Source organism: Flavobacterium anhuiense (assembly GCF_050990855.1).
In the GTDB taxonomy this organism is placed as follows: domain Bacteria; phylum Bacteroidota; class Bacteroidia; order Flavobacteriales; family Flavobacteriaceae; genus Flavobacterium; species Flavobacterium anhuiense_C.
This window is the reverse complement of record NZ_CP158861.1, coordinates 1,989,540-2,009,472: the sequence shown is the minus strand read 5'-3', so window position 1 is coordinate 2,009,472 and position 19,933 is coordinate 1,989,540. Positions and strand designations below refer to the sequence as shown.

Genomic DNA, 19,933 nt, shown 5'->3' with positions numbered 1-19,933 from the left:
ATTTTAGATTTTAGATTTTAGATTTTAGATTTTAGATTTTAGATTTTAGATTTTAGATTTTAGATTTTAGATTTTAGATTTTAGATTTTAGATTTTAGATTTTAGATTTTAGATTTTAAAAAAGCTGCGCTTTTTTCTGTTTGATCAATCTGAAATCTCAAATCTAAAATCTAAAATTCTTTTCTGCCATCTTGTCATATTCGTTTCAATTAACCTATCTTTGCACTTTGAATTTTTACAATGGAAAAGATTATTGAAGAAAGCAAACAGGGCGAAAGTCTTGTTCTGGAAAACAAACCTGAGAATACTAAAAAACTATTTATAGAAAGTTACGGCTGTGCGATGAATTTTTCGGACAGTGAAGTCGTGGCTTCCATTTTATCTGACGGAGGATATAATACCACTTTGATTTTAGAAGAAGCCGATTTGGTTTTAGTTAATACTTGCTCAATTCGAGACAAGGCTGAACAGACTATTCGTAAACGTCTTGAAAAATACAATGCCGTAAAACGCACCAACCCAAAAATGAAAGTGGGTGTTTTGGGCTGTATGGCAGAACGTTTGAAAAGCCAATTTTTGGAAGAAGAAAAAATCGTGGATCTTGTTGTGGGTCCAGATGCTTATAAAGATCTTCCGAATTTATTAGCAGAAGTTGAAGAAGGACGTGATGCTATCAATGTAATCTTATCAAAAGAGGAAACTTACGGAGATATTTCGCCAGTTCGTTTGATGAGTAACGGAATTACGGCTTTGGTTTCGATCACTCGTGGTTGCGATAATATGTGTACTTTCTGCGTTGTTCCTTTTACACGCGGTCGTGAAAGAAGTCGTGAACCGCAAAGTATTATGAATGAAATTCAAGATTTATGGAATAATGGCTATAAAGAAGTTACGCTTCTTGGACAAAACGTTGACAGCTACCTTTGGTACGGCGGCGGATTGAAAAAGGATTTCGTAAACGCTTCTGAAATGCAAAAAGCAACTGCAGTTGATTTTGATCAATTGCTTGAAATGGTTGCTGTCGGTTTTCCTAAAATGCGTATTCGTTTTTCGACTTCGAATCCGCAGGATATGCACGAAAGCATTTTGCATGTCATTGCGAAATATCCAAATATCTGTAAACACATTCACTTGCCAGTTCAATCTGGAAGCAATAGAATTTTAAAAGAAATGAATCGTCTGCATTCTCGTGAAGAATATATGGCTTTAATTGATAAAATTAGAGCAATTGTTCCCGATGCCTCGATTTCGCAAGATATGATCGCTGGTTTCCCAACCGAAACTGAACAAGATCATCAAGATACAATGAGTTTGATGGAATATGTAAAATATAATTTTGGTTATATGTATTCGTATTCTGAACGCCCAGGAACTCTTGCGGGAAGAAAAATGGAAGATGATGTCGAGGAAGAAACCAAAGCAAGAAGATTACAAGAAATTGTTGATTTACAACAAAAACACGCTTGGTTTAGAAGCGAGGAATTTGTTGGAAAAACAGTTGAAGTTTTAGTAGAAAAAGTTTCTAAGAAATCTAAAGATGAATTCTCAGGAAGAAACTCTCAAAGTATTACGGTTGTTTTCCCAAAAGAGAATTATAAAATCGGAGATTTCGTAAACGTAAAAATCACAAGCTGTACAAGTGGAACTTTAAAAGGTGAAGCTGTGGGGTTGAGTGAAATGAATTAAAAAGAACGAATTTTATGGATAATGGAATAGTAATAAAACCCAACTATACACTAAAAGAATATTTACATTTTACATATAAAAATTTATTTTCTAAATGGAGCACTAAACTTATAGTTATAATTGCTTTATTGATGGTAGTATTGGATTTAGTATATTTATTTCAAACCAGTAACTTAGTACCGTTTTCTAATGGAATTCCAATTTTTAATATAATACTTCCAGTTTTAGTATTTATAATTTTTCCAAGTTCTATCTATTTAATGCTAAAAAAAGCAGTTCAGAAACAAAAAGACGAAGAAATCCTTTTTATTTTTAATTCAGATTATTTTAGAATAAAAAAAGAACTTTCTGATGTAAAAAAACCTTGGACTTCTTATAAATCTATTGTGGAAACAGAAAATTATTTTCTTGTAAAACAAAATAATTATCAAACTGATTTTTTTCCAAAACGTTTTTTTTCTGGACAACAACTTATTGATTTTAAAGAATTAATTCAGAAATTAGACTTAGAAAAGAAATTAAGAAGTTAAAAATCATTTATCAGCCAGAAGTTTAAAGTTAAGGGCAAAGTATAAAACTTGAAACCTGAAACAATAAAAAACTTGAAACAAAATACACATGGAAACAGTTCAAGCAATAAAACAACGATTTGAGATTATTGGTAATGATCCGAAATTAAATCGTGCTATCGAAAAAGCCATTCAGGTTGCTCCAACTGATATTTCAGTAATGGTAACTGGGGAAAGTGGTGTTGGTAAAGAAAATATTCCGAGAATTATACATTCGCTTTCGCACAGAAAGCATGGTAAATATATTGCCGTAAACTGCGGTGCAATTCCTGAGGGAACCATTGACAGTGAACTTTTTGGTCACGAAAAAGGTGCTTTTACAGGAGCAACAAGCACACGCGAAGGTTACTTTGAAGTGGCAGACGGCGGAACAATTTTCCTAGATGAAGTTGGTGAACTTCCGCTAACAACTCAAGTAAGATTACTTCGTGTTTTGGAAAATGGTGAATTTATAAAAGTAGGTTCATCTCAGGTCCAAAAAACAAATGTTCGTATCGTAGCAGCAACCAACGTGAATTTATTTAATGCTATCGAAAAAGGTAAATTCCGTGAGGATCTATACTATCGTTTAAGTACTGTAGAAATCACTTTACCTCCTTTAAGAGAAAGAAATGACGATATTCATTTGTTGTTCAGAAAGTTTGTAGCCGACTTTGCCCATAAATACAAAATGCCTCCTTTGAGGCTGGATGACGATGCTGTTCAGCTTTTACAAAAATTCAGATGGAGCGGAAATATTCGTCAGCTTCGAAATGTTGCCGAGCAAATTTCAGTCTTAGAAACCAATCGTGATATTAGCCTTGCAACCTTACAATCCTATTTGCCAGCTGAAGGAAGCAATTTACCTTCTGTAATTAGCGATAGCAAAAAAGAAAGTGACTTCAGTACTGAAAGAGACATTTTGTACAAAGTGCTTTTTGACATGAGAAGCGATTTGAACGATTTGAAAAAACTGACTCTCGAACTGATGAAAAACGGAACTTCAAAAGTTCAAGACATCAATCCGAATTTGATTCAGAAAATATACGGAAATCAGCAAAATGACAGCGAAATTGATTTTGAAGAAGAGCCTAGAACAGCTGTGATGACCACTCCTTCTGTTCGTGAAGACAATTATCAAATGCAAGATGATAATTATTTGTTTGCGGAAACTATCGAAGAAGAGGAAATTTTACGTCTGGAGCAGAAAGAAATCGAAATGATCAAAAAATCATTAGAAAAGAACAAAGGAAAACGTAAAGCTGCGGCAGATGAATTGGGTATTTCTGAAAGAACTCTTTATCGTAAAATCAAGCAATTCGACCTATAAAAATAATTAAATTACAATTTCGAAATTCCAAATTCCAATTACCTATATTTGGCACAATTGGAATTTGGAATTTAAAAATTGGAATTTCCTCTTAAATATTATGAAAAAAATATATTCTCTTTTTGCCTTATTAAGCCTTTTTATGTTGAGTGGCTGTTCTGTTTATAATTTTACGGGAACAGGAAAAATCGACGCTAAAACATTTCAGGTTAACTTCTTCCAGAATAATGCAGACTTAATTGAGCCAGGAATCGACAGAACCTTTACCTTGACATTACAGGATCTAATCATGAATCAGACTAACTTAAACTTAGTTAGTAATGGCGGCGATTTGGTTTATGAGGGTGAAATTGTCGATTACCGAATAACGCCAATGACTGCAACTGCTGTGGATGCAAATGGTCAAGCAGGAGCAGCACAAAACCGTTTATCGATTCGTGTTAATGTGCGATTTATGAATAAAAGAAAAGAAACGGATGATTTTGAAAAATCTTTTGAATTCTACTATGATTTCCCTGGACGAGACCTTCCTACAGGATCGGTTTTAAATACAGCTATCACAACGATTTTTGAAAGAATCACTCAAGATATCTTTAATGAATCATTAGCTAAATGGTAATTTTGCTTGTTAGATCGTTTAATCGTTAAACCGTTTAATCGATTAAACAGTTAGACCAAATAAATGATTAAACAAATAAACGATTAAACAAAAAAGAATGAACGTTAGCGATTATACCTACTTAATGAACAAACCCGATGCTATCACAGAAAAGCAGGCGGACGCATTAGGAAGTGTTTTGAATGAATTTCCGTATTTTCAAAGTGCGCGTGCATTGCGATTAAAAGGACTTTACAATCAAAACAGCTTTAAGTATAATTATGCTTTAAAAGTTACGGCAGCATATACTGCTGATCGTTCTGTTTTATTTGATTTTATAACTTCTGAGGCTTTCACTTCTATTCAAAATGATTTTTACGAACAAAAGCTGAGAGATCTTTTGGAAATTACTGTTTTTGACAGCGAAATTATTTCGCCAGAACAGATTCAAAAGGCAATTGAAATAAAAACAGATGTTGAAGAACAGCCTGTTTCAAATACAAGCCAAGAAGTGCAAACTACTTCTATTGAGATACCTTCGGCTGTTGAACCTGTAAAAATTGAAGATTTTGTCAAAGTTGAAGAAGCAGTAAAACCTGAAGAGCCAATACAAGCTGGAGAAATAAAAAAGCAGGAACCGGTAATTAGCGAAGAGCCTAAAAAGTTTCCAGAAATAGATCCTTCTATTTTTTTAGCAATAAAAGAAGCGCAGACTATAACTTTTGAAAAACCAACTACAAAGCAAGAAGAGCCAAAACCACTTCCTGAAATAGATCCATCAATTTTTTCAGTAATAAAAGAAGCGCAATCGGTTACTTATGGAAAACCAGCAATTGCAGAAGAGGTTGAGCAGAAAATCGAGATTGCTGCATCTACTATTTCGGATGAAGCAGAAGAAATTGAAACAGCTCCGTTTATAGAAACAATACAAACTGAAGAACCTAAAATGGATCGTATTGAAAATTCTATTTTAAGCTCTATTAAAGTTGCTGAAACACTTTCTGCTCCAGATCCAATAAAAGCTGAAGAACCAAAAGAGGAACCTAAAAACGACCGCATCGAAAACTCTATTTTAAGTTCTATTAAAGAAGCTGAAGCGGCAACTGCTGAACAAATTGCAAAAACAGAAGAAGTAGAGGAAGAGCCTTCTATAGTAGAGTCTGCCGCAGAACCTGTTTTAAATGCAATTGAAGAAGAGGAAGATGACAGTGTTATCGAAGAAATGGTTATTCCAGAATTTAAAATGAATACCATTGAAAGATCAATTCTTTCTTCTATCAGAGAAGCTGAAACAAAAGTTCCTGAAGAACCAAAAGCAGAAATTCAAGAGGTAATTAAATCTGAAGATAAGGAAGAAGAAATCAAAGAGGAAAATGAAGAGTCGATTGAAGAAATAATCGAAGAAGAAGAATCTAATGAACCAGCCAAAACAGCTGCAGAACATTTAGAAATCGGAAAACCTTTGGATTTTTCTCTTAGCGAAAAACACTCTTTTCAAGAATGGCTGCAATTATCTAGAACAGAACCTATTGACCGTTCAAACGAAATGTCGCCGGAAGAAAAAGCGGAGAAAGAAGCAGAAGAAAAAGCAAAACTAGAAGAAGAGAGACAAAAGAAGGCTGAAATTATTGATAAATTTATCGAAAGTAATCCGAAAATCTCTCCAATAAAACCCGGAAGCAATGCTCCAGCAGTGCAAATTGAAAGCAGTTCTGAGGATAATTCATACCTAATGACCGAGACTTTGGCTAGAGTTTATTTGGAACAAAAGAAATATACGAAGGCAATTCAGGCATATGAAATATTAATTTTGAAATATCCAGAAAAAATTACTTTCTTTGCAGACCGCATATCGGATATAAAGATTTTACAACAAAATAACAATAACAATAATTAAGTAATGAGCACATTTTCAATTTTTTTAGTTTTAATTACAATAGTTTGTTTTCTATTGATCATCGTTATCATGGTACAAAACCCTAAAGGAGGCGGATTGTCTTCTACTATCAGCGGAACGCAAATGTTAGGTGGAGTACAAAAAACAACTGACTTTTTAGATAAAAGTACTTGGACTTTAGCTACTGTTTTAATTGTGCTAATTTTACTTTCAAGCTTAAGCTTCTCAGGATCTCTAAGCGATACTGAATCTAAAATCATTGACAAAACTGAAGCTCCTGTAAATGCACCTGCAGCTCCAGCACAAGGAAATACTCCTGCTCCAGCAGCACCAGCTACTAAATAATTTTAGTCGATATAAAAATCTAATGCCAGCCTGTCAAAGCTGGCATTTTTTTTAAGAAATAATGTCAGTTTTTCTAGCATGGCATAGTTTCTGAAAGTTTATAGAACAGAAAAAAAACGTATAACTTATAATAATATAAAATCATGGCTTTAAACATTAAACCGCTTTCAGACCGCGTACTTATTGAGCCTGTTGCAGCTGAAACTAAAACTGCCTCAGGTATTTTTATTCCTGATACTGCCAAAGAAAAACCACAAAAAGGAACTGTAGTTGCAGTAGGAAACGGAACTAAAGATCACACAATGACTGTAAAAGTTGGAGATACTGTTCTTTACGGAAAATATGCAGGGACAGAGCTAAAACTTGAAGGCACTGATTATCTAATCATGCGCGAGGATGATATTTTAGCGATTATCTAAAAAATAAAATGTCTAAAGCACGAAGTATTAACAATTAAGAACTTCGTTAACTTGAAACAAATCAAACTTTAAACAAAATTAAAATGGCAAAAGATATAAAATTTGATATTGAAGCACGTGACGGTTTAAAACGTGGTGTTGATGCATTAGCAAATGCTGTAAAAGTAACTCTTGGACCAAAAGGTCGTAACGTAATTATCGGAAAATCATTTGGTGGACCAACAGTTACTAAAGATGGTGTTTCTGTTGCAAAAGAAATCGAATTAAAAGACGCTCTAGAAAACATGGGAGCGCAAATGGTGAAAGAAGTTGCTTCTAAAACCAATGATTTAGCTGGAGACGGAACTACAACTGCAACTGTTTTAGCTCAAGCTATCGTAAAAGAAGGTTTGAAAAACGTTGCTGCTGGAGCAAATCCAATGGACTTGAAACGCGGTATCGACAAAGCTGTTGAAACTATCGTGGCTGACCTTGCGAAACAAGCTAAAGTTGTTGGAAGCGATTCTGACAAAATCCAACAAATTGCTTCTATCTCTGCTAACAACGACGAAGTTATTGGTGAATTAATCGCTACAGCTTTCGCTAAAGTTGGAAAAGAAGGTGTTATCACTGTTGAAGAAGCAAAAGGAACGGATACTTTCGTTGACGTTGTTGAAGGAATGCAGTTTGACAGAGGATACCTTTCTCCTTACTTTGTAACAAATCCAGAGAAAATGGAAGTTGAATTAGACTCTCCATACATCTTATTATACGACAAAAAAGTATCTTCTTTAAAAGAATTACTTCCAGTTTTAGAGCCAGTTGCTCAATCAGGAAAACCATTATTGATTATCGCTGAAGATGTAGATGGTGAAGCGCTTTCTACTTTAGTAGTAAACAAATTAAGAGGCGCTCTTAAAATTGCTGCAGTAAAAGCTCCAGGTTTCGGAGACAGAAGAAAAGCAATGTTAGAAGATATCGCAATCTTAACTGGTGGAACTGTAATTTCTGAAGAAAGAGGTTATACTCTAGAAAATACAACTATCGAAATGTTAGGAAACGCAAAAAGAGTTTCTATCGATAAAGACAATACAACTATTGTTAGTGGTGCTGGTGAAGCAGATATCATTAAAAACCGTGTGAACCAAATTAAAGGTCAGATGGAAACTACTACATCTGATTACGATAAAGAAAAATTACAAGAGCGTTTGGCTAAATTAGCTGGAGGTGTTGCAGTTCTTTACGTTGGTGCAGCTTCTGAAGTTGAAATGAAAGAGAAAAAAGATAGAGTTGATGATGCTTTACATGCAACTCGCGCTGCTGTAGAAGAAGGAATCGTTGCTGGTGGTGGTGTAGCTTTATTAAGAGCTAAAATCGCTTTAGCTGATTTGAAAGCAGACAATGCGGATGAAGCAACTGGAATCCAAATCGTTTCTCGCGCTGTTGAAGCTCCATTGAGAACTATCGTTGAAAACGCTGGTCTTGAAGGCTCTGTTGTTGTGGCTAAAGTTTCTGAAGGTTCAGGTGATTTTGGATACAATGCAAAAACTGACGAATATGTAGACATGCTTACTGCTGGAATTATCGATCCTAAAAAAGTAACTCGTGTTGCATTAGAAAACGCTGCATCTGTTTCTGGAATGATCTTAACTACAGAATGTGCATTAATTGATATTAAAGAAGAAAACGCAGGTGGCGGAATGCCAATGGGAGGCGGAATGCCAGGAATGATGTAATTCATTCTCTTCTTAAAACTTAAACGCCAGATAAATGTCTGGCGTTTTTTTTTTTTGCCACAAATTGCACGAATTTTCACAATTATTTTTTCTAATTAAAAGATTGTAATCTGTGAGAATCCTTTTAATCTGTGGCAACTTTTTACACAAAGAATTAGTGGAAATTCGTGCAATTTGTGGCAAACTTTTTTATTTAACATTCTCTTTCTCTTTAAAAAATGTGATATTAATACCTTTGCAGTTCTATTTAAAATTGCAAAATGAGAAAATTCACTACTCACCTTTTATTTTTTACATTCTTACTTCTTACCACTTTTTTACAAGCCCAAAATAATAAAGACACTTATGTTGTTTTAGTTTCAATGGATGGATTTCGTTGGGATTATGGGAAACAATTTAATCTTCCTAATTTAAAGCAAATTGAAAAAGAAGGCGTTCATGCCAAATCAATGAAACCTTCTTATCCAAGCAAAACTTTTCCGAATCATTATTCTATTGTAACTGGACTTTATCCAGATCATCACGGCATCATCAATAATGTTTTTTACGATTCTTCGCTAAATCAATCCTTTTCATTATCAAGCAATGCAAAAAATGATTCTCGTTTTTATGGCGGAAATCCTATTTGGAATTTGGCAGAAGAACAAGGCGTAAAAACAGCTTCCTTCTTTTGGCCAGGTTCTGATATCGACAAAAGAAACCCGAGTTATTTCAAAAATTACGATGGCAAAGTTCCATACGGAGCTAGAATCGATACAGTTATGAAATGGTTGCAGCTACCTGAAAAACAAAGACCTCATTTGGTTACTTTATATTTTGATGAGCCAGATCATACCGGACATAATTTTGGTCCGCTTTCGACAGAAACTAGAAAAACTGTAATTAAAATGGATTCAATTATGGGTGAAATTTCTAGAAGATTAGATCAGTTGCCCATTGGAAAACAAATCAATTTAATTATTGTTTCAGATCATGGAATGGCAAATATCAGTAATGATAAAAAAGTAGCCGTTTTAGATTATTTAAAACCAGAATGGCTGGGTTACAAAGATGTTGTTAACCCAATTATGAGTTTACAGGCAAAGCCTGGTTATCAAGATTCAATTGCTACTGCGTTGAAAAAAGTGCCACATATTAAATTCTGGAAATCGACTGAAGTACCTAAAAGATTGCATTATGGAACAAATCCGCGTGTACATGATTTTGTTATTGAAGCCGAAAAAGGATGGAGCTTAGTAAGCAAAGAAAGCACACATATTAAAGGTGGAACTCACGGTTATGACAATAATGAAAAAGATATGCACGCCATTTTTTATGCTAAAGGCCCAGCTTTTAAAGTAAATAAAAAAGTAAAAACATTCCCGAATGTATCGGTTTATCCTTTAATTGCTGAAATTTTAGGTTTAAAAATTGGAGAAATTGATGGAAAATTAAGTGATGTTGACGCAATGCTGAAATAATGAGGTAATTAGAAAATTTGTCAATTAGAAAATTTCTCTTAATTAAAAAAATCAATTGCCTCCAGATTTATCTGGAGGTTAATTTATAGAATACGAAAGGGCTTTAGCCAAACTACAAAGTTTGGCTAAAGCCCTTTTTCATTATTCATCTTATTCCTCCAGATAAATCTGGAGGTAATTCAAAATAAACAAATAAAAAGAACTAAACCCGACAGATTTTTAAAACCTGTCGGGTTTAAATTTGCAAATGTTAGACGCACTGCAGTGCTTCTCTACAGATATGCGATATGTCAAATCATTATCTAATTATCTAATTATCAAATTGACACATTACCACATTGACACATTTTCTAATTAAAGATTAGTTCCAACAGAAACCTCTTTCCATTTCCCTAATTCACTTTGAACACTTGCAATTTTCTGATTTGCCATATTAAAAGCATCTTCACCCAAAAATAAATGCAAAGGCGGATTTTGATCTTGACTCACTTTAATTAAAGCTTCAGCTAATTTTACTGGATCTCCCGGTTGATTTTCGTTTATATCATCTTTGTGCGCACTTTGAGATTGTCTTACTTCTTTGTATTCCTCAATTGGATTTTCTGGCACTAAAAGCGAACTATCTTTTAAGAAATCGGTTCTAAAATAACCTGGATAAACAATTGTAGCATGAACTCCAAAAGGTTTTATTTCTGCTGCTAAAGATTCTGTTAAACCTGCAACCGCAAATTTTGTAGAGCAATAAATTCCCCAACCTGGAAATTCTCCAAAATATCCTCCAACAGAAGAAATATTAAAAATATGTCCCGATTGATTCGCACGAAGAATTGGCATTGTATTTCTAATTACATTTAATAATCCGAAAACATTTACTTCGTAGTTTTTTCTAGCTTCAGCATCTGTTAGCTCTTCTAAAGCTCCTAACAATCCGTAACCTGCGTTGTTTACTAAAACATCAATTGTTTTAAAATGATTTATAGTTTTATCAATTGCTATTTTTACGCTTTTTTCATTAACTAAATCCATTTCAAGAGGAAGAAAATTATCTGACGCATTTCCTAATTCTGAAATTAAAGAAACTTCATTTCTTGACGTTGCGGCAACTTTAAAACCTTCTGCTAATAATTTTTTAGCTAATTCTAATCCAAGTCCTTTTGACGCACCTGTGATAAACCAAACTTTGTTATTTCCCATGATTTTAAATTTTTACGTTTATAATTACAGGACAAAGATATTGGCGAAGTGCTTCTTAAAAATTAAAGCAATCAAGCAAGAAGTTACAAAAATCAATCAATTTCTGCTAATCGATAGGTTTTGGGTGAAACTTGAACATTTTTCTTGAAGAAATTAATGAAATGAGACAATTCTTCGAAACCTAAACACCACGCAATTTCATTAATATTCCAATTGGTCTGTTTCAGCAAAATCATGGATTCTTGAATTATTCTTTCTGAAATAATTTGAGAAGTAGTTTTTCCAGTTGTTTCCTTTAAGGCTTTATTTAAATGGTTCACATGCACATTTAACTGACTCGCATATTCTGAAGGCGAACGAAAATTAATTTGCTGCGAAATGGATTCTACAGGAAATTGTCTTTCCAATAATTCTAAAAACAAAGAAGAAACTCGGATGGTAGCATTCGATTTACTGTATAATGAAGCCGTTACAGTTTGTGTTTTTAATGCTAAATGAATAATTTCAAAAACCAGATTTCTAAGCACGTCATATTTAAAAGCATAATCAGAATTGATTTCTTCCAACATTTTTAAATAAACTGTCTTTAAAGATTCTGCTAATTCCACAGAAACGGGAACAACAGGATTTCCGCCTGGCTGAAACAAAGGATATTCTTTTAAATTCCCAAACTGGCTAAAAAATGCGTCAGTAAAAATGCAGAAAAACCCAGTTTGATTTTCATCAATATGTTCCCAACTATACGGAATTTGCGGATTTGCAAAAAATAAAGCCTGATCTTCTATCGTTACGACTTTATCTGCATAATGAACCTTATTTTTACCAATGATTAAACTTATCTTATAAAAGTCTTTTCGAGTATAAGGCAATGGACTGCAAGTACTTCCAACGTATTCATCCAGTTTAAAAACATTAAAATGTCCGATTTCTTTTTTCAGATTCTCAGGCATTCCGTTGATTTTAACCGTGTAAAAATCTTCTAATGTTTCTGTTAGCTTCATTTTACAAAGTTATAAAAATCAAATTATTTTAATTAGATAATTTGAGAATGTGTCAATTAGAAAATTAGACATCCTATCTGTCACCCTGAGCGAAGTCGAATGGGCTCAGCCTGACAAAACTTGATTCCTTATAAAACAATAAACCCGACAGATTTTAAAAACCTGTCGGGTTGGGTTTATCAACAAATAATATACGTTTGCTAAGATAATTTTCCAATTATCAAATTGACACATTCTCTAATTAAGAAACCACTTTATACGTCGGATCTTCAATCACATTTACATCAATAACGGCATCAGCATTTTTTAGCAATTGTCTGCAATCTTCGCTTAAATGTTTTAATTCCACTTTTTTCTGTAACTGATTGTATTTTTTCGTCAAATTATTCAAAGCTTCAATTGCTGACATATCTGAAACACGACTTTCTTTAAAATCAATTATAATATGATTCGGATCGTTCTGAATATCGAATTTTTCTAAAAAAGTAGTGGTTGAACCAAAGAATAACGGTCCGTAGATTTCGTAATGTTTTATTCCGTTTTCATCGATATAATGTCTTGCACGGATTCTTTTTGCACTTTCCCAAGCAAAAACCAACGCTGAAATAATTACACCAATTAACACTGCCAAAGCTAGATTATGCAATACAATGGTAATTACAGCAACTAGAATTCCGACGAAAATATCGTGTTTCGGCATTTTATTAATAATCCTAAAACTTGCCCATTCAAAAGTCGTAATAGCAACCATCATCATGACTCCAACCAAAGCTGCCATTGGCAATTTCCCAATTACAGGAGCACCAAAAAGAATAATCATTAAAATAGTCAAAGCGCCAATAATTCCAGCAAGTCTTGCTCTTGAGCCTGCTCCAAGATTAACTAAAGTTTGTGCAATCATAGGACAGCCTCCCATCCCGTAGAAAAAACCGTTTAAGATGTTTGAACTTCCTTGCGCAATACATTCTCTATTACTGTTTCCTCTTGTACCCGTAATTTCATCAACTAAATTCAGCGTAAGCAGACCTTCCGTTAAACCAACAGCTGCCACAATAACCGAATACGGAAATATGACTTTAAAAGTTTCAAAAGAAATTGGAATATTCGGAATATGAAACGGAGGAAATCCGCCTTGAACTGAGGCAATATCTTCTACCGTTTTGGTTTCAATATTAAAAACAATTACCAACGCAAAAACGACCATAATGGCAACCAAAGATGCTGGAACTGCTTTTGTAATCTTCGGAAAAATTAAAACTATAGCAATCGTCAAAGCAACCAAACCTAACATAGTGTAGAGCGGAGTTCCCTGAAGCCAAGAAACCTGCCCATTAATTACTGTCTTAAACTGTTCCAATTGCGACATAAAAATCACGACTGCCAAACCGTTTACAAAACCAAACATAACGGGTTGCGGAACCAATCGAATGAATTTTCCAAGTTTAAAAAGTCCGATACAAATTTGGACAACGCCACCAAGCGCAACGGCTGCAAAAACATATTCTATTCCGTGCGATTTCATCAAGGCGATTAAAACAATCACCGTTGCTCCTGCTCCGCCCGAAATCATTCCTGGCCTACCTCCAAAAATAGCGGTAACTAAACCGGCAATAAAAGCAGCGTACAGTCCAACCAAAGGCGGAAAACCTGCTAAAATAGCAAACGACAACGATTCTGGAATCATGGTCATTGCTACAGTTAAACCTGCTAAAATTTCGTTTTTATAATTGATTTTTTGGCTAAAATCGAAGAGTTGGAATGCTTTTTTCATGGCGCAAAATTAAACAAATTATACGCAAAAAAGAACAAACCTTTTATATGATAAAAAGCATTAAGGGAACTTATAAAGAAAAAAACAGCTAAATCAGAATAACTGTTCAACAAGAAAAAGAAAAAGAGAAAGTATAAAACTTATCATTTCAGTATTATTTTTTAGAGTTAGAATATTGCACAAAATACTTACAAAAAAAGCAAATACGTTAGCGTATTTACACCTGATTTAAAATATAATTATTCCAATCTCACGCAAGTATAACCCAAATCGCAAACGTGACTCACAATATTATCATATTGTAAATCAACACCTTCAATTCTTAATATTTTATCGCAATCTTCTAGATCAAAATTAATTTTATAATCTGGAAACTGATTTTGTATCACCGCTATGACATAATCGCAATCGGATTCTTTCTGAATATTGGTTTTAAAAATCTCTACTGCAAAATCTGCCTCTTGTAATTCTTTAAACTGGTACATTTTATTTTTTATTAAAAAGATTATAGAAATTTTAATTCAAAAATAAACTACAAACCGCTATCAATACAGCATTTTTATACTAACGGCGTATGATTTATACGAATGGCGTTGGTATAAATTATTCTTGATAAATGCTTCCAAACTATATGATTATATTATTTTTGCCACTATGACAATTGCAAAAATCTACCAGAATTTTTTTCTCAGAAACTTAATCGTAAATACCCTCGTTTATTTGGTCATTTTGGCCTGTATTTATGACGAAATAAGACTCGACGGACATAGCTGGTCGTATATTCTCGGCAAAATTGCTGTGGGTTATTTTCCGTGTATTGTTTGGATTACCGTTTTCAACATCTGCATTATCAATCCTTTTTTATTTCATAAGAGATTTAAAATCTTTTTCACGCTTCTTGCGGTTTACTGGACTGGTTTTTACTTTTTTATGAATTGGTTTTTCCCTCTTGTCGGATTAGGAAATTTAAAAACGCTACAGATTGTATCACTTATCATAAACGGATGTTTTTTCTATTTTCTGCACATCGTTATTAGCAAAAAAATGAGTCAGGCCGATAAAGACATTATGAATTTCAAGTCGGAACTTTCGTTTTTAAAACAACAGCTGAACCCGCATTTTTTATTGAATGCTATGAACAACCTTTACGGAGAAGCGCTTGCTGAACCTGACAAAGTTCCCGATCGAATACTGAATCTTTCAGATTTGTTACGCTACCAAATTGAAGCCTCTAAAAAAGACTTTGTTTTAATGGAGGAAGAAATCGGTTTTATAAAAAAATATATTGAATATTATACGTTTAGAAACGAAAGACTCGCTGTAACACAAAATATTGAGGGCGTTCACGATCAAATCGAGATTCCGCCTTTGTTCTTTCTGCCTTTGGTAGAGAATGCGGTAAAGTTTTCTGCCGAAACGGCTGAGCCCTTTATAAATCTCGATTTAAAAGTAAATTGCCGAAGTTTGTGTTTTACGCTTAAAAATAATTGTTTGGATACAGAATCTCGACTTTCGAGCACAGGAATCGGAATTGAAAATCTAAAAAGACGTTTGGAAGTTTATGGTTTAAAACATACTTTAAGCTGTAAAAAAGAAAAGAACCTATTTATTGTAAAATTGAGCATATGGCACTTACCTACCGCTGTCTGATAATTGATGACGAATCGCCGGCACACAAAGCCTTGATTTCGCACATCTCCAAATTTGACGAACTGGAACATTCTGGAAGCGCTTTTAATGGTATGGAGGCCATAAAACTGCTCAACGAAAACCAATATGATATTATTTTTCTAGACATAAATATGCCTGTAATTTCGGGTGTAGAATTAATGGAATTGCAACCCAATCGTCCGCTTACGATTGTCACAACCGCTTATTCTGACTATGCGCTTTCTGCTTACCAAAACGATGCGATCGATTATCTTTTAAAACCAATTTCGCCTGACAAATTTGCCAAGGCTATAGAAAAAGCCAAAACCTATTTTTCTGGAAACAGTCTTAAAAAAGAGGTCCAAACCAACGCAAAAGTATTTTCGTATCGCCTGAACGGACAAAATATAGAAATGCCCATTTGCGATATTCTGTATATTGAAAGTTTAGGAAACTATATGAAATTGTACAGCACCAAACTCAATTTACCGCATATTATTTACGGTTCGCTTTCGAGTATTGCTTCAGAAATTGATAGTGTAAATTTTGTACAAGTACATCGTTCATATATTGTTAACACAGAAAAAATTGCAAGTGTAACTTCGAAAACTTTAACGATGTGCAATAACGAAATAATTCCTGTGGGAAGGAAATATCAGATTCTGCTAAACAATTTACCTGTTCGGTAATTGAGATAATTTGTCAATTAGATAATTAGATAATTTTTGAAAAGCTCGACTTTTTTAAAGTTGGGCTTTTTTGTTTAATCGAACATTCAAAATCCAAAATGTAAATCAACGCCAGAAGATTCACTCTCAATATTTCTTATTTCCAAACAACGCAGCAAGTGCCCCAGTTGACCATAAAGCCAGAAAAATTAAAACGGGTTGAAAAAACAATCGTATTAAACGCGCCTGATCGGTGCCGAGTCCAAAGGCAGAAGTTCCGTTTAGGTATTGTGCTATATTTCCAGGGAAAACTAAAACGTAAAATATGGCCAGCGTTATTCCGACTTTCACTTTGTATTGGGTTAAAAATACCATTGCCAAACCTAAAATAATTTCGACAATTCCAGAAAGTATCACAACCAAATCTTTGTCCATTGGAACCCAATTGGGAACCTGCGCCTGAAAATCTGTTCGCTGAAAAGTAAAATGTCCGATCGCAGCTGTTATCATAAACAATCCCAAAAATATTCGAATACCATTCTGCAGTTTTGAAGTTTTAACATTTTCCATATGTAAAGATTATTTTTTATAAATGAATTCTCTATCAAATTTAAAGGAAATAAAGTGAGATTTTTTGTATATTTTCAAAAGCTTTTTTATTTAATACCCATATTGTTTTTTGAATATTCCTACGTTTAACCAATTTACAATCTTGCAATTTTGTTAATTGTTTTCTTAAAAAAAATGCTTAAACAAGCAACTTTTCCTACTTAATTCTTTAAATTCGCTGCGTAACCAACCCCCTAACCTATTACAAACCAATGCGCATTTTTAATTTCCGTACAAGATCTACTATAAAATGTCCCAGATGTCTTGGAAAAAGATTTGTTGATTGGGATGATATTCGCCGTTTAAACCGACAATTAAAATGGGTTCCCGCGCCATGCGCCTACTGCGATGCAACAGGAAGAGTCCCCAAAGAAATACTTTCGAAAGTTGCTGTTGACTGCATGTACCTCACAATAGATTTACCAGAATCTACAATCGAAAAAATAAAAGAAGGCGATCCTGAAACTGTCGAAAAAGGAAAACAACGCGAAGTTTTTGTAGATCATCTTATCGCATTCGCAGAGCATCATTTCCTTACTCAAAATCTTGATGCAGAAAACATTGCCAATTTGTACTTAAACACCGAAGCCGAGAAAGCAAATTTTGCTGTAACCAAAGAAGAACTAATAAAATACATTCAAGGTGTAATCGATCTCAAAAAATCTGAATTGAACTAAAAAGTTCCACTTTTATCATTTTTGAAAGTATCAAATACTATAATTTGATTATTTTCCACACATTATTCGCAAATCAATATACATATGATTAGAACTTTAAAATCGCTTTTTTTAGCAATATCTTTTATATTGCTTTTGGGATGTTCCTCAGGAGATTGTACAAAAATGATCACCATACCTGAAGTCGTTGTTCAAACACCATCGGGATCGTCTTATATACCCGCATATGAGAAAGAAGTACCTTGTGATTTTGAAATTAAACCTCTGGAAGAAAACACCAAAGAACTTGAGAATTTCTCTTATGAAATTTTAAATTTCGTCTTTACTCCAGACACAGGTAAAAATACGAATCGACTACAGATGGAAATAAAATTGAACAATCTTAATAACTTTAATGTTGTTGGTTATCCGTATATTACTTTGAATGTTGATGGAAAAGAATCTGTTGGAAGTTTTGCGTCAAATGCCTCATCACCATGTAATGGAATTGAGGCCAAATCAAGTTGCATTTTTACATTTGACCAAGAAAGTTCATTAAATATTGGATTGATAAAATCGATGAAAATCGCCTCCGTAAAATATTATGTTTTAAAAAAGTAATTCCAATCTAAATTCTTTTTAAAAACTAAAGAAAAGCATTTTATAAAAAACAGGTATAAATACTCTTACCTACATTTTTATTTAGCGATAATATTGTACTGAATAATTTTTAGTTTCTATAAAGTTTTCTTCGAGAAGACTTCTTAATTTTTTGTCACTTTTTTTTTGGAACAGAAAGTGGAATTTCAAATCGCTGGTACCGATTGGAAATTTCACTTTTTTTTGTTTTTAATCGCTAAGTTCGCAAAGGATTACGAAATGTCCGTTAAATTTTTCTCTCGCAGATTTGGCAGATCTAAGAGATTTCATTTTATCTGCTTAATCTGCAAAATCTGCGGGAAAACTATTTTACCACAAAACTTTTCGAACTATGCAATTGTAGACAATCCAATTAGAAAATAATCTTGCGCATTTTCGGTTAAAAAAATATCCCTCTTAAACTGTAAAATCAAATTTCAGGCAGTATTTTTGCGTTCTGTAAATGCCGTGAAATTGAAGCCCAAATGACTAGAGAACATTACATTCCGTTTAACAAAGAATTTTTACTAGAACAGCAAATTTTAACTTTTGCTGAGGATGGAGAAAAGGTTAGTGATTTTAAGAAGCTGTTCGAAATAATCGAGCATTATTATCATTACGAGTCTTTTAATCTTAATCGAAATTTAAAACAGCATTACGCACTTTATGATCCCGATTTAAGCGAAAAAGAACGTGAACAGTTTATCAATAAAAGCAATTTTCCTGTCTTTAAAGAAACGCTGCTTAAAGTTTTGGAACGTGGAAATTATTATAGAATCAATCAGAAAGCTCTGAACGACGCTTTTAACGAATCTGATTTGATTGGTCTAAACCTTTCTATTGATTTCAATGCTTTTAAAGATTTCGAACTCTACGCGCGAGGGCATCATAAAACGAAAGAAAAAATAAAAAAATACTTTTTCTGGACCAAGGAAGTTGAAATCGAATATTACGATCGTGTTCTAATTTATTTGAATTACAGCGATGCAGCTTATCTTAAAGAAAAGAAAGTCAAATTAGGCAAAATGCCAATTGATCCAGGTTCTATCGCATTGAAGATTTTTAAGCGCGTGCCTAAAAACGATCTTGAAACTATTTTCCCAAATGCCATCCCGAAAATGTCTTTGAAGGATAAATTACTGCTTTGGGTTCCAGGTGTTTTTGGTGGACTTTCATTATTAAGCGCCAAAGTGATTCCTGCCTTGATTAATATGTACGAAGCGTATCAAACAGGCGAAACAATCGATTTATTAAATAGCAAAACTTCCTTAAACCAAGGTTTAATTGCGTTGGGAATTTTGGGAGCGTATTGTTTTCGCCAATACAACAATTTCATCAACAAGAAAATTCGATATTCAAAAACACTTTCAGACAGTTTGTATTTTAAAAATGTTGGAAACAACAGCGGTGCATTTTATTCTTTATTAAATTCTTCGGAAGAAGAAGCTTTAAAAGAAACCATTCTAGCCTACACTTTTTTACATAAAAGCGAAGAATCTTTAACTGCTGAAGAACTAGACAATCAAATTGAATCTTGGTTTAAAACCAAACTAAATACCGATCTAGATTTTGACGTAAACGACGCTTTACTAAAATTAAAAAGCATTGGTTTAGGAATTGAAAACAATGGGAAATGGACTGTAATTCCGCTCCAAGAAGCGCTTATTGCCATTGACGAATTGTGGGACAATGTTTTTCAGTACAATCAGAAAGTTAGTTCTCAAACAACATAAAAGAAATTTCATTA

At 33.6% G+C, this 19,933-nt stretch carries 19 protein-coding genes; 14 read left to right on the top strand and 5 right to left on the bottom strand.

All coding sequences use genetic code 11. From position 1 onward, the window contains the following. Positions 1 to 240: 240 nt before the first annotated feature. The 9 genes from miaB (at position 241) to ABTV69_RS08980 (ending at position 9,998) form a co-directional block, all read left to right on the top strand. Entirely contained in the window at positions 241 to 1,686 is a 1,446-nt protein-coding gene (miaB, locus tag ABTV69_RS09020) for a tRNA (N6-isopentenyl adenosine(37)-C2)-methylthiotransferase MiaB (protein WP_433835586.1), read from the top strand. A gap of 14 nt (positions 1,687 to 1,700) precedes the next feature. Continuing rightward, positions 1,701 to 2,216: a YcxB family protein gene (locus tag ABTV69_RS09015; protein WP_433835584.1), complete on the top strand. Its 516-nt coding sequence runs from the start codon at positions 1,701 to 1,703 to the stop codon at positions 2,214 to 2,216. A gap of 88 nt (positions 2,217 to 2,304) precedes the next feature. Next, the gene (locus ABTV69_RS09010; RefSeq protein ID WP_433835582.1) at positions 2,305 to 3,564 is read left to right on the top strand and encodes a sigma-54 interaction domain-containing protein; all 1,260 of its coding nucleotides are present in this window, start codon (positions 2,305 to 2,307) and stop codon (positions 3,562 to 3,564) included. Between the two features lie 100 nt (positions 3,565 to 3,664). Then, on the top strand, positions 3,665 to 4,183 hold the full coding sequence (locus ABTV69_RS09005) for an LptE family protein (RefSeq protein WP_433835580.1): 519 nt from the start codon (positions 3,665 to 3,667) through the stop codon (positions 4,181 to 4,183). A 97-nt stretch (positions 4,184 to 4,280) separates the two neighbouring features. Next, complete coding sequence (locus ABTV69_RS09000; RefSeq protein WP_433835578.1) at positions 4,281 to 6,059, top strand: hypothetical protein; 1,779 nt, start codon at positions 4,281 to 4,283, stop codon at positions 6,057 to 6,059. A gap of 3 nt (positions 6,060 to 6,062) precedes the next feature. After that, entirely contained in the window at positions 6,063 to 6,404 is a 342-nt protein-coding gene (secG, locus tag ABTV69_RS08995) for a preprotein translocase subunit SecG (RefSeq protein ID WP_433835576.1), read from the top strand. 143 nt (positions 6,405 to 6,547) lie between these two features. After that, the gene (locus tag ABTV69_RS08990) at positions 6,548 to 6,823 is read left to right on the top strand and encodes a co-chaperone GroES (protein ID WP_008467105.1); all 276 of its coding nucleotides are present in this window, start codon (positions 6,548 to 6,550) and stop codon (positions 6,821 to 6,823) included. A gap of 83 nt (positions 6,824 to 6,906) precedes the next feature. Further along, positions 6,907 to 8,538, top strand: a complete 1,632-nt coding sequence (groL, locus tag ABTV69_RS08985) for a chaperonin GroEL (RefSeq protein ID WP_433835574.1) — start codon at positions 6,907 to 6,909, stop codon at positions 8,536 to 8,538. A gap of 260 nt (positions 8,539 to 8,798) precedes the next feature. Further along, positions 8,799 to 9,998 (top strand): ectonucleotide pyrophosphatase/phosphodiesterase, encoded by a 1,200-nt coding sequence (locus ABTV69_RS08980; protein WP_433835572.1) that lies wholly within the window; start codon positions 8,799 to 8,801, stop codon positions 9,996 to 9,998. 354 nt (positions 9,999 to 10,352) lie between these two features. Here the strand turns inward: ABTV69_RS08980 and ABTV69_RS08975 are convergent, their stop codons facing one another. The 4 genes from ABTV69_RS08975 to ABTV69_RS08960 form a co-directional block, all read right to left on the bottom strand. After that, on the bottom strand, positions 10,353 to 11,192 hold the full coding sequence (locus tag ABTV69_RS08975; protein ID WP_433835570.1) for an SDR family NAD(P)-dependent oxidoreductase: 840 nt from the start codon (positions 11,190 to 11,192) through the stop codon (positions 10,353 to 10,355). A 92-nt stretch (positions 11,193 to 11,284) separates the two neighbouring features. Then, a complete protein-coding gene (locus ABTV69_RS08970) occupies positions 11,285 to 12,193 on the bottom strand; it encodes a helix-turn-helix domain-containing protein (RefSeq protein WP_433835568.1) in 909 nt (302 codons plus the stop codon). Between the two features lie 241 nt (positions 12,194 to 12,434). After that, complete coding sequence (locus tag ABTV69_RS08965; RefSeq protein WP_433835566.1) at positions 12,435 to 13,964, bottom strand: SulP family inorganic anion transporter; 1,530 nt, start codon at positions 13,962 to 13,964, stop codon at positions 12,435 to 12,437. A gap of 239 nt (positions 13,965 to 14,203) precedes the next feature. Beyond that, positions 14,204 to 14,449 carry a hypothetical protein gene (locus tag ABTV69_RS08960; protein WP_433835564.1) on the bottom strand — a complete coding sequence of 82 codons (246 nt, stop codon included), beginning with the start codon at positions 14,447 to 14,449 and terminating at the stop codon, positions 14,204 to 14,206. Between the two features lie 169 nt (positions 14,450 to 14,618). Between ABTV69_RS08960 and ABTV69_RS08955 the strand changes: the two genes are divergently transcribed. Then, on the top strand, positions 14,619 to 15,614 hold the full coding sequence (locus tag ABTV69_RS08955) for a sensor histidine kinase (RefSeq protein ID WP_433835562.1): 996 nt from the start codon (positions 14,619 to 14,621) through the stop codon (positions 15,612 to 15,614). Beyond that, the gene (locus ABTV69_RS08950) at positions 15,590 to 16,303 is read left to right on the top strand and encodes a LytR/AlgR family response regulator transcription factor (protein ID WP_433835560.1); all 714 of its coding nucleotides are present in this window, start codon (positions 15,590 to 15,592) and stop codon (positions 16,301 to 16,303) included. The genes ABTV69_RS08955 and ABTV69_RS08950 overlap by 25 nt, the downstream gene beginning before the upstream one ends. A gap of 126 nt (positions 16,304 to 16,429) precedes the next feature. Here ABTV69_RS08950 and ABTV69_RS08945 read toward each other — a convergent pair whose 3' ends face one another. Beyond that, positions 16,430 to 16,852, bottom strand: coding sequence for a DoxX family protein (locus ABTV69_RS08945; RefSeq protein WP_433835558.1), 423 nt, complete (start codon positions 16,850 to 16,852; stop codon positions 16,430 to 16,432). A 251-nt stretch (positions 16,853 to 17,103) separates the two neighbouring features. On the opposite strand from ABTV69_RS08945, the gene ABTV69_RS08940 reads away from it, so the two are divergent. The 3 genes from ABTV69_RS08940 (at position 17,104) to ABTV69_RS08930 (ending at position 19,919) form a co-directional block, all read left to right on the top strand. Continuing rightward, positions 17,104 to 17,568, top strand: a complete 465-nt coding sequence (locus ABTV69_RS08940) for a hypothetical protein (RefSeq protein WP_433835556.1) — start codon at positions 17,104 to 17,106, stop codon at positions 17,566 to 17,568. A gap of 165 nt (positions 17,569 to 17,733) precedes the next feature. Further along, a complete protein-coding gene (locus ABTV69_RS08935) occupies positions 17,734 to 18,168 on the top strand; it encodes a hypothetical protein (protein WP_433835554.1) in 435 nt (144 codons plus the stop codon). Positions 18,169 to 18,671: 503 nt separating this feature from the next. Beyond that, positions 18,672 to 19,919 carry a TMEM143 family protein gene (locus ABTV69_RS08930; protein ID WP_433835552.1) on the top strand — a complete coding sequence of 416 codons (1,248 nt, stop codon included), beginning with the start codon at positions 18,672 to 18,674 and terminating at the stop codon, positions 19,917 to 19,919. Positions 19,920 to 19,933 lie beyond the last annotated feature (14 nt).

What these genes read in the sequence shown, in the direction of transcription:
- miaB (WP_433835586.1), top strand. Translation starts at nt 241, where the DNA reads ATGGAAAAGATTATTGAAGAAAGCAAACAGGGCGAAAGTCTTGTTCTG.
- ABTV69_RS09015 (WP_433835584.1), top strand. Translation starts at nt 1,701, where the DNA reads ATGGATAATGGAATAGTAATAAAACCCAACTATACACTAAAAGAATAT.
- ABTV69_RS09010 (WP_433835582.1), top strand. Translation starts at nt 2,305, where the DNA reads ATGGAAACAGTTCAAGCAATAAAACAACGATTTGAGATTATTGGTAAT.
- ABTV69_RS09005 (WP_433835580.1), top strand. Translation starts at nt 3,665, where the DNA reads ATGAAAAAAATATATTCTCTTTTTGCCTTATTAAGCCTTTTTATGTTG.
- ABTV69_RS09000 (WP_433835578.1), top strand. Translation starts at nt 4,281, where the DNA reads ATGAACGTTAGCGATTATACCTACTTAATGAACAAACCCGATGCTATC.
- secG (WP_433835576.1), top strand. Translation starts at nt 6,063, where the DNA reads ATGAGCACATTTTCAATTTTTTTAGTTTTAATTACAATAGTTTGTTTT.
- ABTV69_RS08990 (WP_008467105.1), top strand. Translation starts at nt 6,548, where the DNA reads ATGGCTTTAAACATTAAACCGCTTTCAGACCGCGTACTTATTGAGCCT.
- groL (WP_433835574.1), top strand. Translation starts at nt 6,907, where the DNA reads ATGGCAAAAGATATAAAATTTGATATTGAAGCACGTGACGGTTTAAAA.
- ABTV69_RS08980 (WP_433835572.1), top strand. Translation starts at nt 8,799, where the DNA reads ATGAGAAAATTCACTACTCACCTTTTATTTTTTACATTCTTACTTCTT.
- ABTV69_RS08975 (WP_433835570.1), bottom strand. Translation starts at nt 11,192, where the DNA reads ATGGGAAATAACAAAGTTTGGTTTATCACAGGTGCGTCAAAAGGACTT.
- ABTV69_RS08970 (WP_433835568.1), bottom strand. Translation starts at nt 12,193, where the DNA reads ATGAAGCTAACAGAAACATTAGAAGATTTTTACACGGTTAAAATCAAC.
- ABTV69_RS08965 (WP_433835566.1), bottom strand. Translation starts at nt 13,964, where the DNA reads ATGAAAAAAGCATTCCAACTCTTCGATTTTAGCCAAAAAATCAATTAT.
- ABTV69_RS08960 (WP_433835564.1), bottom strand. Translation starts at nt 14,449, where the DNA reads ATGTACCAGTTTAAAGAATTACAAGAGGCAGATTTTGCAGTAGAGATT.
- ABTV69_RS08955 (WP_433835562.1), top strand. Translation starts at nt 14,619, where the DNA reads ATGACAATTGCAAAAATCTACCAGAATTTTTTTCTCAGAAACTTAATC.
- ABTV69_RS08950 (WP_433835560.1), top strand. Translation starts at nt 15,590, where the DNA reads ATGGCACTTACCTACCGCTGTCTGATAATTGATGACGAATCGCCGGCA.
- ABTV69_RS08945 (WP_433835558.1), bottom strand. Translation starts at nt 16,852, where the DNA reads ATGGAAAATGTTAAAACTTCAAAACTGCAGAATGGTATTCGAATATTT.
- ABTV69_RS08940 (WP_433835556.1), top strand. Translation starts at nt 17,104, where the DNA reads ATGCGCATTTTTAATTTCCGTACAAGATCTACTATAAAATGTCCCAGA.
- ABTV69_RS08935 (WP_433835554.1), top strand. Translation starts at nt 17,734, where the DNA reads ATGATCACCATACCTGAAGTCGTTGTTCAAACACCATCGGGATCGTCT.
- ABTV69_RS08930 (WP_433835552.1), top strand. Translation starts at nt 18,672, where the DNA reads ATGACTAGAGAACATTACATTCCGTTTAACAAAGAATTTTTACTAGAA.